At 66.1% G+C, this 15193-nt stretch carries 14 protein-coding genes; 8 read left to right on the forward strand and 6 right to left on the reverse strand.

Annotation, left to right across the window (positions count from 1 at the left end):
* Positions 1–19: 19 nt before the first annotated feature.
* From IB275_RS25510 to IB275_RS25525, 4 genes are all read right to left on the reverse strand, one after another.
* A complete protein-coding gene (locus tag IB275_RS25510; protein ID WP_192292290.1) occupies positions 20–289 on the reverse strand; it encodes a FeoC-like transcriptional regulator in 270 nt (89 codons plus the stop codon).
* Positions 289–2583, reverse strand: a complete 2295-nt coding sequence (gene feoB, locus IB275_RS25515; protein WP_192292292.1) for a Fe(2+) transporter permease subunit FeoB — start codon at positions 2581–2583, stop codon at positions 289–291. The genes IB275_RS25510 and feoB overlap by 1 nt, the downstream gene beginning before the upstream one ends.
* A 6-nt stretch (positions 2584–2589) precedes the next feature.
* Complete coding sequence (gene feoA / locus IB275_RS25520; RefSeq protein ID WP_081516367.1) at positions 2590–2817, reverse strand: ferrous iron transporter A; 228 nt, start codon at positions 2815–2817, stop codon at positions 2590–2592.
* 191 nt (positions 2818–3008) lie between these two features.
* A complete protein-coding gene (locus IB275_RS25525; RefSeq protein ID WP_192292295.1) occupies positions 3009–3848 on the reverse strand; it encodes a kinetochore Spc7 family protein in 840 nt (279 codons plus the stop codon).
* A gap of 252 nt (positions 3849–4100) precedes the next feature.
* Here IB275_RS25525 and IB275_RS25530 point away from each other — a divergent pair, with 252 nt between their 5' ends.
* Positions 4101–4391 (forward strand): hypothetical protein, encoded by a 291-nt coding sequence (locus IB275_RS25530; protein ID WP_285887111.1) that lies wholly within the window; start codon positions 4101–4103, stop codon positions 4389–4391.
* A gap of 149 nt (positions 4392–4540) precedes the next feature.
* On the opposite strand, the gene IB275_RS25535 is transcribed toward IB275_RS25530, so the two are convergent.
* Positions 4541–5530, reverse strand: coding sequence for an NAD-dependent epimerase/dehydratase family protein (locus IB275_RS25535; protein ID WP_192292301.1), 990 nt, complete (start codon positions 5528–5530; stop codon positions 4541–4543).
* A 193-nt stretch (positions 5531–5723) separates the two neighbouring features.
* Between IB275_RS25535 and IB275_RS25540 the strand changes: the two genes are divergently transcribed.
* Positions 5724–6785, forward strand: a complete 1062-nt coding sequence (locus tag IB275_RS25540; protein ID WP_192292304.1) for a saccharopine dehydrogenase family protein — start codon at positions 5724–5726, stop codon at positions 6783–6785.
* Here the strand turns inward: IB275_RS25540 and IB275_RS25545 are convergent.
* A complete protein-coding gene (locus tag IB275_RS25545; RefSeq protein WP_192292563.1) occupies positions 6772–7677 on the reverse strand; it encodes a LysR family transcriptional regulator ArgP in 906 nt (301 codons plus the stop codon). The two genes, IB275_RS25540 and IB275_RS25545, sit on opposite strands and share 14 nt — an antisense overlap.
* 93 nt (positions 7678–7770) lie before the next feature.
* On the opposite strand from IB275_RS25545, the gene IB275_RS25550 reads away from it, so the two are divergent.
* The 6 genes from IB275_RS25550 to IB275_RS25575 all read left to right on the forward strand — a co-directional run bounded on the left by IB275_RS25550 (position 7771) and on the right by IB275_RS25575 (position 15182).
* Positions 7771–8175 (forward strand): ACT domain-containing protein, encoded by a 405-nt coding sequence (locus tag IB275_RS25550; RefSeq protein ID WP_192292307.1) that lies wholly within the window; start codon positions 7771–7773, stop codon positions 8173–8175.
* A gap of 3 nt (positions 8176–8178) precedes the next feature.
* Entirely contained in the window at positions 8179–8781 is a 603-nt protein-coding gene (locus tag IB275_RS25555) for a LysE/ArgO family amino acid transporter (RefSeq protein ID WP_192292310.1), read from the forward strand.
* Between the two features lie 326 nt (positions 8782–9107).
* Positions 9108–9689, forward strand: coding sequence for a superoxide dismutase (locus IB275_RS25560; RefSeq protein ID WP_045211147.1), 582 nt, complete (start codon positions 9108–9110; stop codon positions 9687–9689).
* A gap of 192 nt (positions 9690–9881) precedes the next feature.
* Complete coding sequence (locus tag IB275_RS25565) at positions 9882–11963, forward strand: putative bifunctional diguanylate cyclase/phosphodiesterase (RefSeq protein WP_081516375.1); 2082 nt, start codon at positions 9882–9884, stop codon at positions 11961–11963.
* Positions 11964–12222: 259 nt separating this feature from the next.
* Positions 12223–13560, forward strand: coding sequence for an imelysin family protein (locus IB275_RS25570; RefSeq protein WP_081516376.1), 1338 nt, complete (start codon positions 12223–12225; stop codon positions 13558–13560).
* 197 nt (positions 13561–13757) lie between these two features.
* On the forward strand, positions 13758–15182 hold the full coding sequence (locus IB275_RS25575) for a di-heme oxidoreductase family protein (protein ID WP_192292313.1): 1425 nt from the start codon (positions 13758–13760) through the stop codon (positions 15180–15182).
* The last annotated feature ends 11 nt before the right edge of the window (positions 15183–15193 follow it).

Below are 15193 nucleotides of genomic sequence, written 5' to 3' on the forward strand. Positions count from 1 at the left end.
CCCACCCTGCGAGCCGGGTTCAGGTGGTGATCCAGCGCAGGGGCGTGGCCTCATTGCGACCAGCCAACCGATACCCCGTGGTCGCACATCGCGTCGCCTCCGCGCAGCCCTTGCAACTCCCGCAGGCCGCCGGCTCGGGCGTGATCTTTTCCACCACGCCCATCGCCAGCAGCCGCTCCAGCAGCGCTTCGAGCAGAGCCCTGGAGGCGCCGAGACGCTGGGCCAAGGTCGGCACATCGGCCTCGCCCATCTCGCCGAGCAGGTTGCGCACCGCGATTGCCGTGGCCATCAGTGGCAGCTCCCCGCCGGGGCCGGGCGCAGGTCGCGCTCGCCGTCCAGCTCCAGGCCGCGCCGGCCAACCCAGCGCAGGATCAGGAACAGCACCAGGTTGAACGCCAGCACCAGGCCGATGGCCACCGCGCTGTACTGCGGATGCTGGGCGAAGCTGAAGACCTGGTAGCAGAGGGTCGCCAGCGAGTAGGCGACGTTGAGGCCCCAGAACACCGCAAAGGTCATCCAGCCGCGACCGCTCTCGCGGGTCAGCGCGCCGAGGGTCGCCACGCAGGGTACGTAGAGCAGCACGAACACCAGGTAGGCATAGGCGGCCAAGGGGCTGCCGAACTTGGCGGCGAAGGTGCCCATGGAGCCCTCCTCCATCTCGCCGTCGGCCATGCTCGCGGCCACCGGGTTGGCCAGCACGCTGAGGCTGAACGAGTCGCGCAGGCCATCCAGGGTATCCGCGCCGGCCTGCTTGAGCTGGCCCCAGAGGTCATAGCCGTCGGCATCGAAGGCTTCGCCCTGGATGTGCTCGGCGGTGTACAGGGTGTTCAGGGTACCGACCACCACTTCCTTGGCCAGCGCGCCGGTGACCAGGCCGACCGTGGCTTGCCAGTTGTCCTCGTGTACGCCCATGGGTTTGAGCAGCGGCGTGACCTTGTGGCTGAGGCTGGCCAGCGCCGAGTCGGCGATGTCGCCCTGCACCGGGCGGCCGTCGAGGGTGACGCTGTTGAGGCCGCCGATCACCAGGCTGACCAGGATGATCACGGTCCCCGCGCGAACCACGAAGGCGCGCAGGCGCATCCAGGTCTGCAGCAGCAGGCTGCGCAGGTGCGGCACGTGGTACAGCGGCAGCTCCATGACGAAGGGCGAGGCCTCACCACGCATCAGCGTGTGCTTGAGCAGCAGGCCGGTGAGCACCGCGACGACTATGCCCAGCAGGTACAGCGAGAAGATCGCCAGCGCGCCGTTCTGGCCGAAGAAGGCTGCGGCGAACACGGCGAAGATCGCCAGCCGCGCACCGCAGGACATGAACGGCGCCATCATCGAAGTCATCAGGCGCTCGCGCGGGTTGTCCAGGGTACGGGTGCCCATGATCGATGGCACGTTGCAGCCGAAGCCGACGATCAGCGGCACGAAGGATTTTCCCGGCAGGCCGAGGGCCTGCATCAGGCGGTCCATGACGAAGGCTGCGCGGGCCATGTAGCCGGAGTCCTCCAGCAGGGCGAGGAACAGGTACATCAGGCCGATCTGCGGGATCAGCGGCAGCACCGCGTTGATGCCACCGCCCAGCCCCTGGGCCAGCAGCGCGGTCAGCCAGTCCGGCGCCCCCGTGCGCGCACCCAGCCACTGGATACCGTCGATGAAGAGTGCCGAGGATCCCTGGTCGAAGATCGGCTGCAGCGCACCGCCCAGGGTGATGGCGAAGAAGAACATCAGGTACATCACGAAGAGGAACACCGGAATGCCCAGCCAGCGATTCAGCGCGACGCTGTCCAGCAGTTGGGTCAGGCGATGCGGCGCGGCCTGGCGGTGGTTGCTGGCGCGCTCGCAGAGTTCGCCGATCAGCCGGTAGCGCGCGTCCACCAGCAGCAGTTCCGGGTCTTCGCCGCAGGCGCAGCGGATCGCATCGCGGGCGGCCAGCAGGCTCGCCGGATCGAGCTTGAGCTGACGGGCGCTGTGCAGATCGCCTTCCAGCGCCAGCAGGGCCATCCAGGCCTGGGCCGGTGGTGCGTCAGCGGGCAGCAGCTGGATGACGGCATTGCGCAGTGCGGCAGGGTACGGCACCTGCAGCGGCGGCTGTGCCGTCACGCTATCGATGGCATCCTTCAGCGCGTCGATGCCTTCGCCACGGGTCGAGACCAGCGGCACCACCGGGCAACCCAGTTCCTGCGCCAGCGCCTCGCGGTCGATGTTCAGGCCCTGGGTGCGGGCGATGTCGAGCATGTTCAGCGCCACCACGCAGGGCAAGCCCATCTCGCGTAGTTGAACAGTGAGGTAGAGGTTGCGTTCCAGGTTGGTGGCGTCCACCACGTTGACCAGCACGTCCACTTCGCCATCGACAATGCAGCGCCGGGCGATCTGCTCGTCCAGCGAAGCCTGGGTCGACAACGTGGTCAGCGAATAGGTACCGGGCAGATCCACCAGGCGCACGCTGTGGCGCGCGGTGCGGAAGCTGCCTTCCTTGCGCTCCACGGTGACGCCAGCCCAGTTGCCAACGCGCTGGCGCGAGCCGGTGAGCTGGTTGAACAGGGTGGTCTTGCCCGCGTTGGGATTGCCGATCAGGCCGATGCGCAGTTCGTCCATGCTGGATCAGTCCTGCGCTTCGAGCTGGAGGAACGCCAGGTCGCGGCGGCGCAGCACCAGGCTGCACTGGCGGGTATCCACCTGCACCGGATCGCCCAGCGGCGCTACGCGGCGCACCTGCAATTCGGCGCCAGGCAATAGCCCCATGGAGAACAGCCGCTGGCGGAAGGCGGCGCCGATCCCGGGCCGGTAACCGGCAATGCGGTACCGGCGTTGCGCTTGAAGATCGTGCATGGGAAGCCTCCGGGGCGAATGATCGAACAAGGAGAGAATCGGAATGACTCTCATTTGTTAGCGATTATTCGCCTCGAAGCCGGCCCTGAAACTGATTCAAGACAAGAATTGCCGTGACTACCCCCAAAGAGGGATGGCCAGAAAAAAGCCCCCGGACCTGTCGGCACGGGGGCTTTTCATCGGCAGGACAATCAGCGGGTGCTGATCTGCTGCTGCAGGTTCTGCATCTGCTGCTGCAGGGTGTTGATGTTGCGCATCACCTGGATGCGGAACACGTCGAACTCCTTGGTATCGCTGCTGGCCTGGCCCTGACGGCCATCGACCTCGGCGCGCAGCAGCATCAGGTCGTCCTGGAGGCTCTTGATCGCCTGGCTCTGATTGCCCTGCTTCTTCAGGTTGGCGATCTCGGTGTTCAGCGCCTGGATCTGCTGGTTGGCGGCGGTCAGATCAGCCTGCACGTTCTTCAGCTTGGCCTGTTCATCAGTGATGGACTTGAGCTTGACGTCGAGCTGCTGCATCAGCAGCGCGGCGCTTTCCTGCTGGGACTTGAGGTCGGCGCTGACCTGCGCCAGGCGTTTGCCCTGGGCGCCGTCAAACTCCGACAGGGACGCCTGCTGCGCCTTGGCCTGCTCGGCCAGGCGACCCTGCAGCTGCTTGACCTGCAGCTTCAGCGCCTCGCGGTCGGTCATGCCGTTGGATTCGTTGGCGACGAACTTGCCGCGGATGTCATCCAGGCGACCGGCGGCTTCCTCGCTGATCTTGGCGAAGCTTTCCTGGGTGGCGATCAGTTGCTGCTCCATCAGCAGCAGTTGCTGGTGGCTCCACCAGCCTACGCCGGCCAGGGCGATGGCCATGGCCGCGACCAGCGCCCACAGCGCTCCGGTACCGCCACCACGCTTCACCGGCTGGGGCTGCGGACGGCCGTTGGGCTCGACCACGCGGCGCGGGTGATGACCGAACTCGTCGCGGTCGGCGGCGTCAGTGGACAGGTGGGGCACATCATCGAATTCGTCGAACGTGTCGTTACGCATGGAATGAACCTGTGGGGATAAAGCGGCGTGTTGCCTGCGCAGGGCGCAGTATATCCGTTCGCGTGACGCTCAGAGCAGCGTGCCATCACAGGGCGTCACGCACCTCGTCGGCGCACAGAAGACCCGTGACGGAGGTCGCAGTTCCCCAGGCGACCCGCCAATAGTGGCTTTGCGACATCGTGGCACGCCCCTTGCTCCCGCTCCAGGTACTTGGCGCCGCTTTGGCGCCCTTCGCGGGGAGGAAGTCGGGTGATCGAACTCAACAAGGCCATCCTGGATTGCATGCGCGAACTGCGCCGCCGTCTGCGTGAAGAACAGGCACTGGAGATCCAGTACCAGCAGAGCGACGCCATCGAGCGCATGCTGCGCGCCTGCGCCGACTCAACGCGGGAAGAAACGCGCCAGCTGGGCGAACGCCTGAGCGAGCTGAGCGGCGTAAAGCTGCCCCGCGTGGTGCAGGAACCGAGCTTCCTGCCAATGCAGGGCAGTGGCGACCAGCAGTACTCCGGGCCGCTGCGTGGCGGCGCCCGCCCCTCACGTTAGATTTGGACGTGCTCTCGTAGTAGCAACTGTCTATCTCTGAAAGTCTGTGCCAGGAACTTCCCTCTCCCCCCGCCCTCTCCCTTCAGGGAGAGGGTTAGGGAGAGGGCAAGCCCTCGCAGCGGGGTAACAGATGGTGCAGGAGCCAGCCGTTACGCCCCGCGCAACCGCCACCAGTCGCAGAACTCGTCCAGCGCATCCCACAGGCTCGCCTGCGGGTCGTAGTCGAGATACTGGCGGGCGCGGGAGATGTCCAGGGAGAAGTCCTTGGCCATCACCGCCATCCCCAGGCGATGCAGGGTCGGTTCCGGGCGGCCGGGCAGGACCTTGCACACGCCCTCGTTGAGCAACGCCAGGTTATAAGCCAGCCCGTAGGGCATGTGCCGTTCCACCGGCTGCATGTCCAGCCGGCGCAGCACATAGTTCACCACGTCCCACAGCGGCAGCGGCTGGCCGTTGCTGATGTTGTAGGCCTGGCCGAGCGCCTCCTCACCGGCCATCAGGCTGGCGAACAGCGCGTCGTTGAGGTTCTGGATGCTGGTGAAATCCACCTTGTTCAGACCCTGGCCGATGATGCGCAGGCGGCCCTTGCGGTGCGCGGCGATCATCCGCGGGAAGATGCTGGTGTCGCCGGCACCCGTGACGAAGCGCGGGCGTAGCGCCAGCACTTCCAGGCCGAATTCCTGGGCGCCGAGGGCGACCAGTTCCGACTGGTATTTGGTCGAGCCGTAGTGGTTGGCGAAGCGCTTGGGCACCTGCTGCTCGCTGATGCCGACGTGGGACTGGCCGTCGAAGTAGATCGACGGCGACGACAGGTGCACCAGCCGGCGCACCTTCTGCTTGAGGCAGGCCTCGACCACCGACTCGGTCATGGTCACGTTGGCCTGGTGGAAATAGTCCTGGCTGCCCCACACACCCACCGCGCCAGCGCAATGCACCACGGCGTCGACGCCGCTGCACAGCGCACGGACCAGCGCCGGGTCCGACAGGTCGCCGGCCATGAATTCGGCGCCGCGCGCCACCAGCGGCTGCAGCGCCTCTTCGCGGCGTCCGTTCACCCGAACCGCCAGCCCCTGTTCCAGGGCAAAACGGGCAAAACGCCCGCCAATGAACCCGCTGGCTCCGGTGACCAGAATCTTCATGCACGCCACTCCCGTTCTTATAGTCCGGCGACTCTAGCAGGCGCCGCACCGTACTACTCTGGCCTTGCACGCCAGAAACGAATCCTTGCAGACCGCGCCGCTGCGCCAGGGTTGCACGACTTGCGATCGGCGACATACAGCGGGTGGTTGCGACTACCCTTTGAGGCACGCAGTTTTCTCAAGAGGCCACACCATGAGCAAGCCCCACTGGATGATCTACGGCGCCAACGGCTACACCGGCCGGCTGGTGGCCGAGCAGGCGCAGCGCGAGGGCCTGCAACCGATCCTTGGCGGCCGCAACCCGGCCAGCCTGCATGCGCTGGGCAGTTCACTGGGCCTGGAATGCCGGGTGTTCGACCTGAACGACAGCGCCGCCGCCCTGGCCGCGCTGGAAGATGTCGGCGTGGTCGCCAATTGCGCCGGGCCCTTCTCCGCCACCGCCGCGCCGATGATCGAGGCGTGCGTCGCCAGCGGTGCGCATTACGTGGACATCACCGGGGAGATTTCCGTCTTCGAATACGCCCACAGCCTCGACGAAGTGGCGCGCACGGCGGGCGTGGTGATCTGCCCCGGCGTCGGCTTCGACGTGATCCCCACCGACTGCGTCGCCGCCTGCCTGAAGGAAGCCATGCCCGACGCCGCGCACCTGGCACTGGGCTTCGACAGCGGAAGCGGCCTCTCGCCGGGCACCGCCAAGACCACCGTGGAAGGGCTCAAGCTGGGCGGCAAGGTGCGCGAGGCCGGGCGTCTGCGCGACGTGCCGCTGGGCTACAAGCGCCGCGACATCGACTTCGGCCGTGGCCTCAAGCACGCGGTGACCATCCCCTGGGGCGACGTGGCGACGGCCTACTACTCCACCGGCATCGGCGACATCGAAGTCTACCTGCCGGTGCCGCCGGCCGCCGCCATCGGCATGCGGGTGATGGACAGCTTCCGCCCGCTGCTGGGCCGCGACCGCGTGCAGGACTGGCTCAAGCAGCAAGTGGACAAGCGCGTCCATGGCCCCAATGAACTGGCCCGCAGCAAACTGCGCACCTGGGTCTGGGGCGAAGTGCGCAACGCCCGTGGCGAACGCCGCACCGCACGACTGGAAACTGCCAACGGCTACGACGTGACCATCCACGGTGTGCTCTTCGCGGTGCGCCACCTGCTGGCCAACCCCAACACGGTCGGCTACTTCACTCCGTCGAAACTCTTCGGCGCGCGCTGCATCGAGCAATTGCCGGGCAGCGGCAGCATCGTCATTCGCGGTTGATCGGCACCATGAGCCCCGGCGCCTTCGCCAGCAGGTGCCGGGTCAGCGCGGCGAGCAATTCGCCGCCGTTGCGCCAGTGGTGCCAGTAAAGCGGCACGTCGATCACCTGCCCCGGCAGCATGTCCACCAGCTCGCCGCGTTCCAGTTCGCCGCGCACCTGTTGCTCCGGCACCAGGCCCCAGCCGAGGCCGCCGCTGGTCATGCGCACGAAGCCTTCGGAAGACGGGCACAGGTGGTAGCTGAAGTGGCCGTCGACGCCGAGGTCCTTCAGGTAGCGGTGCTGCAGTTGATCGTCCGGGCCGTAAACGATGGCCGGGGCGCGGACCAATCCGGTAGGCGTCACGCCCCTCGGGAAGTGCCGGGTGATGAATTCCGGGCTGGCCAGCCCGCGATAGCGCATGGCGCCCAGCGGCTCGCAGCGCCCGCCGGCCACCGGGCGCGGACTGGCGCAAACACAGCCGGCCACCTCGCCCGCGCGCATGCGCTTGAGGCCGACCTCCTGATCCTCGACCACCAGGTCCAGCAGCACGTGGCGCTCGCCGCAGAAATCGCCGACCGCATGAGCCCACCAGGTCGCCAGGCTGTCGGCATTCAAAGCCAGCCGCAAGCGCTCGGGCGCCGCGCCGTCATCCAGTGCGGGAACCCACTGCTGCAGATCGCCCTCCAGCAGGCGCACCTGCTGCACATGGTTGAGCAGGCGTTGGCCGAGATCGGTCGGTTGCGGCCGCGCCGCGCGCACCAGCACCGGCTGGCCGACCCGCGCTTCAAGCAGCTTGATGCGCTGGGAAATGGCCGACTGCGATAGCCCTAGCACCTGGGCGCCGCGCTCGAAACCGCCCTGCTCCACCACGGCGGCCAGGGCGGCAAGCAGCTTGTAGTCGAACATGATCAGTTTTCCTAATGAGATATCAGCAGTATTGGTTTTTCTTATACAGGTCAAAGCCGGACAATCGCCAGCATTCCCACTCTTTATGGATTGCCCACCATGGCTGGCGAAACCTCCCTGGCCGCGCTGCTGCGCGACATGACCCCGGTGCTCAACGACGGCGAGTACGTCTTCTGCACCCTGCCCGACGGTCAGCTCCCGATCGGCCTGCAGCCGCTGGGCAGCTTCCGCGAGAGCGAGGGGCTGACGCTGATCCTGCCGCGCCTCGAGGCTGAGCAGGCCGAGCTGGCCTTCGACTACGTCGCCGCCTGGCTGACCCTGGAAGTGCACTCTGCGTTGCAGGCGGTCGGTCTCACCGCCGCCGTGGCCGGCGCCCTGGCCAAGGCCGGGATCAGTTGCAACGTAATCGCCGCCTGGTACCACGACCATCTGTTCGTCGCCCACTCCGACGGCCCGCGCGCGCTGGAAACACTCCGTGCACTCGCACTGAATCCGGAGGCCTGAGCCATGTGGCAGAGCTACCTCAATGGCATGCTGGTCGCTGCCGGCCTGATCATCGCCATCGGCGCGCAGAACGCCTTCGTCCTCGCCCAGAGCCTGCGCCGCGAGCATCACCTGTCAGTGGCCGCGCTGTGCGTGCTGTGCGACGCCATCCTGGTCAGCGCCGGGGTGTTCGGCCTGGCCAAGGTCCTTGCCGAGAACCCGACGCTGCTGGCCATCGCCCGTTGGGGCGGCGTCACCTTCCTGGTCTGGTACGGCCTCAAGGCACTGCGTCGTGCAGTCGCACCCGAAGCCATGGCCGACGCCCAGGAAACCGGCCCGCGCTCGCGCCGCACCGTGCTCATGGCAGCGCTGGCGGTGACCCTGCTCAACCCCCACGTCTACCTCGACACCGTGCTGCTGATCGGCTCACTCGGCGCCCAGCAGGCAGCGCCCGGCGCCTACGCCATGGGTGCGGCCAGCGCCTCGCTGCTGTGGTTCTTCACCCTGGCCTTCGGCGCCGCGTGGCTTGCGCCATGGCTGGCGCGGCCGGCGACCTGGCGACTGGTGGACCTGATGGTCGCGGTGATGATGTTGGGCATGGCCGCGCAACTGGTGTTCGCCAGCTGATCTCAGGCCCGCCAACGGAAGCTTTTCGAACGACGTTCCGTCATCCCGGTCTGTGCATAGTGAGCGTCGCGCTCCGGCGCAAGCCGCTGTGCAGGGCCTTTGCCCCTACAGTTGCTGCGTGGATATGCCGCAGGTCGGGTGCTATGATCGGACCTTCGTGGCGCCGGCGGGCTCTGAGCCTTCCGGACGCAACTGGCGCGCTGCCTGCTCCTTGATGGGGCGCATTGCAGCTACGCCCGGATGCCGCGACAAACATCGAACCGGCCCCGTGTACCGGTCGCGCGCACGTCGCGCTAGCCCAGACTGAGTGAGATAGGAGAGAGACCATGGCTTTCGAATTGCCGCCGCTGCCTTACGCGAAGAACGCCCTTGAGCCGCACATTTCTGCGGAAACCCTGGAATTCCACCACGACAAGCACCACAACACCTACGTCGTGAACCTGAACAACCTGGTTCCGGGTACCGAGTTCGAAGGCAAGAGCCTGGAAGACATCGTCAAGACCTCTTCCGGCGGCATCTTCAACAACGCCGCCCAGGTGTGGAACCACACCTTCTACTGGAACTGCCTGAGCCCCAACGGCGGTGGCCAGCCCACCGGCGCCCTGGCTGACGCCATCAACGCTGCCTTCGGTTCCTTCGACAAGTTCAAGGAAGAGTTCAGCAAGACCTCCATCGGCACCTTCGGCTCCGGCTGGGGCTGGCTGGTGAAGAAGGCCGACGGCTCCCTGGCCCTGGCCAGCACCATCGGTGCCGGCTGCCCGCTGACCAGCGGCGACACCCCGCTGCTGACCTGCGACGTCTGGGAACACGCCTACTACATCGACTACCGCAACCTGCGTCCGAAGTATGTCGAGGCGTTCTGGAACCTGGTCAACTGGGACTTCGTGGCCGAGCAGTTCGCTGCCTGAATGTACCCTGCTTGATACGAAAACCCGGCCTCGCGCCGGGTTTTTTCGTAATGGGCGCGTAACACCTTCGTGTCAGCTAACCTGAAAGGCCGGTACAGTCACGAAACACAACGATGGCCCTTTGACGTCATTGCGCCAATTGCCAATACTCAGCCCCAGTCGTTCGCCCCTGGCGAGAAACAAGGAACGCCCTTGAAACTGGATCCCCGGCACAGCCTCTCCCTCAAGCTGCTGCGAATGGTATTGCTCGCGGCCCTCGTGGTCGGGGTGGTACTCAGCTGTGCCCAGATCGTCTATGACGCCCACAAGGCGCGCCAGGCCGTGCACAACGATGCCCAGCGCATCCTGGCGATGGTCCGCGACCCCTCCACCCAGGCCGTCTACAGCCTCGACCGCGACATGGCGATGCAGGTCCTCGAGGGCCTGTTCCAGCACGAAGCCGTGCGCTACGCCGCCATCGGCCACCCCGACGAACCCATGCTGGCGGAGAAATCCCGCCCGCTGCTGGACTCCAGCACCCGCTGGATGACCGACCCGATCCTCGGCGCCGAGCAGAACTACTCCATCCGCCTCGCCGGCCGTGGCGGTTCCAACGAGTACTATGGCGACCTGAAGATCACCCTCGACACCGCGCCCTACGGCGACGACTTCGTCGCCACTTCGGTGATCATCTTCATCTCCGGCATCCTCCGCGCCATGGCCCTGAGCCTGGTGCTGTTCATGGTCTACCACTGGCTGCTGACCAAGCCGCTGTCGAAGATCATCGAGCACCTCGCCTCCATCAACCCGGACCGCCCCAGCCAGCACAAGCTGCCAATGCCCGACGGCCACGAGAAGGACGAGCTGGGTTTATGGGTGAATACCGCCAACCAGCTGCTGGCCTCCATCGAGCGCAATGGCCACCTGCGCCGGGAGGCCGAAGACAGCCTGCTGCGCATCTCCCAGTACGACTTCCTCACCGGCCTGCCCAACCGCAAGCTGCTGCAACAGCGCCTGGACCAGATCCTCGAGGGCGCCTCGCGCCTGCAACGCCGCGTCGCCGTGCTCTGCCTGGGCCTGGATGACTTCAAGGGCATCAACGAGCAATACAGCTACCAGTTCGGCGACCAGTTGCTGATCGCCCTCGCCGACCGCCTGCGCACCCGCAGCGCGCACCTCGGCGCCCTGGCACGGCTGGGCGGCGACCAGTTCGCCCTGGTCCAGGCCGACATCGAACAGCCCTACGAAGCGGCGGAACTGGCCCAGCAGATCCTCGACGACCTGGAAGCCCCCTTCGAGCTCGACCAGCACCTGGTGCACCTGCGCGCCACCATCGGCATCACGCTATTCCCCGAGGACGGCGAGACCACCGAGAAGCTGCTGCAGAAAGCCGAGCAGACCATGACCCTGGCCAAGAGCCGTTCGCGCAATCGCTACCAGTTCTACATCGCCAGCGTCGACAGCGAGATGCGTCGTCGCCGCGAGCTGGAGAAGGACCTGCGCGAGGCACTGGCACGCAACGAACTGCACCTGGTGTATCAGCCGCAGGTGGATTACCGCGATCACCGCGTGGTCGGCGTGGAAGCACTATTGCGCTGGCAGCACCCGACCCAGGGCTGGGTCGCGCCGGACCTGTTTATCCCGCTGGCGGAACAGAACGGCAGCATCTTCAGTATCGGCGAATGGGTGCTCGACCAGTCCTGCCGCCAACTGCGCGAATGGCACGACCAGGGCTTCGACGACCTGCGCCTGGCGGTCAACCTGTCCACCGTGCAGCTGCGCCACAACGCCCTGCCGCGTGTGGTCAGCAACCTGTTGCAGATGCACCGCCTGCCGCCGCGCTCGCTGGAGCTGGAAGTCACCGAGACGGGCCTGATGGAGGACATCTCCACCGCCGCCCAGCACCTGCTCAGCCTGCGCCGCGCAGGCGCCCTGATCGCCATCGACGACTTCGGTACCGGCTACTCCTCGCTGAGCTACCTGAAGAGCCTGCCGCTGGACAAGATCAAGATCGACAAGAGCTTCGTCCAGGACCTGCTGCTGGACGACGACGACGCCACCATCGTTCGCGCCATCATCCAGCTAGGCAAGAGCCTGGGGATGCAGGTGATCGCCGAGGGCGTGGAGACGGTCGAGCAGGAGGCTTACATCATCGCCCAGGGCTGCCACGAAGGTCAGGGCTACCTCTACAGCAAGCCGCTGCCGGCGCGCGAACTGACGCTCTACCTCAAGCAGGCGCGACGTCTGGCCGAAGCGGCCGGCGGCAATCCCAACGGCTCCGTCGAGCGCCATTGATTCCTCCCCCACGCCGAATCCCCCTGTCGTAGCAAGCATGCTCGCGAACCGCATGGCACTGGCGCTGGGGCTGTTCGCGAGCAAGCTCGCTCCTACGAAAAGCCCAATCCCCTGCCCGCTGCTGGCGACTTGCTGGCCCCTTGATCGAGCGGCGCCACCGATCTCTCTTTTCAAAAATGCAAATCTTTCGCATTATGTTGCGGATTTTCTTGCGCAGTCCTTTTTACGTGCGCCTCTTATCCATGCAAAGGAACCCGTCATGACTCGTATGCCCTGGGCCACTGCCAGCCTGCTCGCCATCGCCATTTCCCTCGCCGGCTGCGGCGATGACAAGAAAGCCGAAGCTCCTGCCGCCGCTCCGGCTGCCAGCACCCAGAGCACTGCCCCGGCAGCGGCTGCCAAGGTCGACGAGGCCGCGGTCAAGGCCGTGGTGAAGAACTACCTGGACATCGCCGAAGCCACCTACGGCGACGCCCTGACCACCGCCAAGGCCCTGCAGACCGCCGTCGATGCGCTGATCGCCAAGCCCAGCGAAGAAACCCTGAAGGCCGCCCGCGAAGCCTGGATCGCCTCCCGCCCGTCCTACTCGCAGAGCGAAGCCTTCCGCTTCGGCAACTCGATCATCGACGACTGGGAAGGCGCGGTTAACGCCTGGCCGCTGGACGAAGGCCTGATCGATTACGTCGCCAAGGACTACCAGCACGCTGAAGGCAATGCTGGCGCCAGCGCCAACATCGTCGCCAACACCGAGATCCAGGTCGGCGAAGACAAGATCGACGTCAAGGAAATCACCGGCGAGAAGCTCAAGGGCCTGAACGAACTGGGCGGTTCCGAAGCCAACGTCGCCACTGGCTACCACGCTATCGAATTCCTCCTGTGGGGCCAGGACCTGAACGGCACCAAGCCGGGCGCAGGCGATCGCAAGTACACCGACTACGCCCAGGGTAAGGACTGCACCAACGGTCATTGCGACCGTCGTGCCGCCTACCTGAAGGCCGTCACCGACCTGCTGGTTTCCGACCTGGAAGAAATGCACGGCAACTTCAAGGCCGGCGTTGCCGACAACTACCGCGCCAAGGTCGAGGCCGACACCGCCGAGAACAACCTGCGCAAGATGTTCTTCGGCATGGGTTCCCTGTCCCTGGGCGAACTGGCCGGCGAGCGCATGAAGGTCGCGCTGGAAGCCAACTCCACCGAAGACGAGCACGACTGCTTCAGCGACAACACCCACAACACCCTGTTCTTCAACGCCAAGAGCATTCGCAACATCTACACCGGCGAATACAAGCGTACCGACGGCAGCGTCGTGAAGGGCCCGAGCCTGTCCGACCTGGTCGCCAAGGCTGACGCCCAGGCCGACACCGACCTGAAGGCCGACCTGGCCAACACCGAAGCCAAGATGCAGGTCATCGTCGACCGTGCCGAGAAGGACGGTGTGCATTTCGACCAGATGATCGCTCCGGAAGACAAGGACGATCAGCAGAAGATCCGCGACGCCATCGCCTCGCTGGTCAAGCAGACCGGCGCCATCGAGAAGGCCGCCACCGCGGTCGGCGTGCAGGACCTGAAGCCGGACAACGCCGATCACCAGTTCTGATCCGCCTGTCCTGACGGCTGAAAGTGCTGCGGCTCCACGCCGCAGCCACCTGCAAGCCTCTGCAAAGCCCCGCACTGCGGGGCTTTGTCATTTCCGGGCGGCAAACGATGTAGTTCTCAAATACAAATTTTTCATATTTGCATTTGACGCCCCTGCTACCATGGCGCGCTGCCATCTACCGCTCTGGAACCCCGCCAATGCTCCACCGCCGTACCGCCCTGTGCCTTGTGCCGCTGCTGTCTGCCCTCGCCCTTGCCGCGTGCAAGCCGGAGACCTCCCAGCATGCCGTGGCCGAGCCTGGCGAAGCACTCTCCGGCGGCGCCACCACGGTGAAACAGAGCGATCGCAACGCCTATTCCATGCCCTCGGGCAACCTCACGCCGAGTCGCCGCCTGGACTTCGCCGTGGGCAACAGCTTCTTCCGCAATCCCTGGGTGATCGCGCCGACCACCACCACCGCGCGCGACGGCCTCGGCCCGCTGTTCAACACCAACGCCTGCCAGAACTGCCACATCAAGGACGGTCGCGGCCATCCGCCGGAGATCAACGACGTCAACGCCGTGTCGATGCTGGTGCGCCTGTCGATCCCCGCCGGCGCCGCCGACGTCGAAACCATCAAGCGCCTGGGCGTGGTGCCCGAGCCGGTGTACGGCGGCCAGTTCCAGGACTCGGCCATCCCAGGCGTCGCGCCCGAGGGCAAGGTGCGGGTGGACTACGAGCCGGTGAAGGTGAGCTTCAAGGACGGCACCGTGGTCGAGTTGCGCAAGCCCAAGCTGCTGATCAGCGACCTGGGTTACGGCCCGATGCACCAGGACACGATGTTCTCCGCCCGCATCGCCCCGCCGATGATCGGCCTGGGCCTGCTGGAGTCCATCAGCGAGGCGGACATCCTCGCCAACGCCGAGCTCCAGGCCAAGGGCAGCGACGGCATCAACGGTCGGCCGAACCGGGTCTGGGACGACGAGAAACAGGCCACCGTCCTCGGCCGCTTCGGCTGGAAGGCCGGGCAACCCAACGTCGCCCAGCAGAACGCCCACGCCTTCTCAGGCGACATGGGCCTGACCAGCGACCTGCTGCCCAGCGATGACTGCACAAAAGCCCAGGTCGACTGCCTGAACGCCATCGACGGCGGCAAGCCGGAAGTCAGCCAGCACATCTTCAACCAGGTCGCCTTCTACGCCCGCAACCTCGCGGTGCCGGCGCGGCGCAAGGTCGACGACCCGCAGGTGCTCACCGGCAAGGGCCTGTTCTTCGATTCCGGCTGCGCCAGTTGCCACACGCCCAAGTTCACCACCGGCGCCAATGCCGCCGAGCCGGAACTGGCCAACCAGGTCATCCGCCCCTACAGCGACCTGTTGCTGCATGACATGGGCGAGGGACTAGCGGACAATCGCCCGGAATTTCTTGCCAGCGGCCGCGACTGGCGCACGGCGCCGCTGTGGGGCATCGGCCTGACCGAGACGGTCAACGGCCACACCCAGTTCCTGCATGACGGCCGCGCCCGCAACCTGCTCGAAGCCGTGCTCTGGCATGGCGGCGAAGCCGAAGCGGCCAAGCAACGCGTACTGAATTTCGACGCCGGGCAGCGCGATGCCCTGCTGGCGTTCCTGAACTCACTCTAAGGAGCCGAGCC

This window comes from Pseudomonas sp. PDM21 (assembly GCF_014852505.2).
GTDB lineage: Bacteria > Pseudomonadota > Gammaproteobacteria > Pseudomonadales > Pseudomonadaceae > Pseudomonas.

What these genes read in the sequence shown, in the direction of transcription:
- IB275_RS25510 (WP_192292290.1), bottom strand. Translation starts at nt 289, where the DNA reads ATGGCCACGGCAATCGCGGTGCGCAACCTGCTCGGCGAGATGGGCGAG.
- feoB (WP_192292292.1), bottom strand. Translation starts at nt 2,583, where the DNA reads ATGGACGAACTGCGCATCGGCCTGATCGGCAATCCCAACGCGGGCAAG.
- feoA (WP_081516367.1), bottom strand. Translation starts at nt 2,817, where the DNA reads ATGCACGATCTTCAAGCGCAACGCCGGTACCGCATTGCCGGTTACCGG.
- IB275_RS25525 (WP_192292295.1), bottom strand. Translation starts at nt 3,848, where the DNA reads ATGCGTAACGACACGTTCGACGAATTCGATGATGTGCCCCACCTGTCC.
- IB275_RS25535 (WP_192292301.1), bottom strand. Translation starts at nt 5,530, where the DNA reads ATGAAGATTCTGGTCACCGGAGCCAGCGGGTTCATTGGCGGGCGTTTT.
- IB275_RS25540 (WP_192292304.1), top strand. Translation starts at nt 5,724, where the DNA reads ATGAGCAAGCCCCACTGGATGATCTACGGCGCCAACGGCTACACCGGC.
- IB275_RS25550 (WP_192292307.1), top strand. Translation starts at nt 7,771, where the DNA reads ATGGCTGGCGAAACCTCCCTGGCCGCGCTGCTGCGCGACATGACCCCG.
- IB275_RS25555 (WP_192292310.1), top strand. Translation starts at nt 8,179, where the DNA reads ATGTGGCAGAGCTACCTCAATGGCATGCTGGTCGCTGCCGGCCTGATC.
- IB275_RS25560 (WP_045211147.1), top strand. Translation starts at nt 9,108, where the DNA reads ATGGCTTTCGAATTGCCGCCGCTGCCTTACGCGAAGAACGCCCTTGAG.
- IB275_RS25570 (WP_081516376.1), top strand. Translation starts at nt 12,223, where the DNA reads ATGACTCGTATGCCCTGGGCCACTGCCAGCCTGCTCGCCATCGCCATT.
- IB275_RS25575 (WP_192292313.1), top strand. Translation starts at nt 13,758, where the DNA reads ATGCTCCACCGCCGTACCGCCCTGTGCCTTGTGCCGCTGCTGTCTGCC.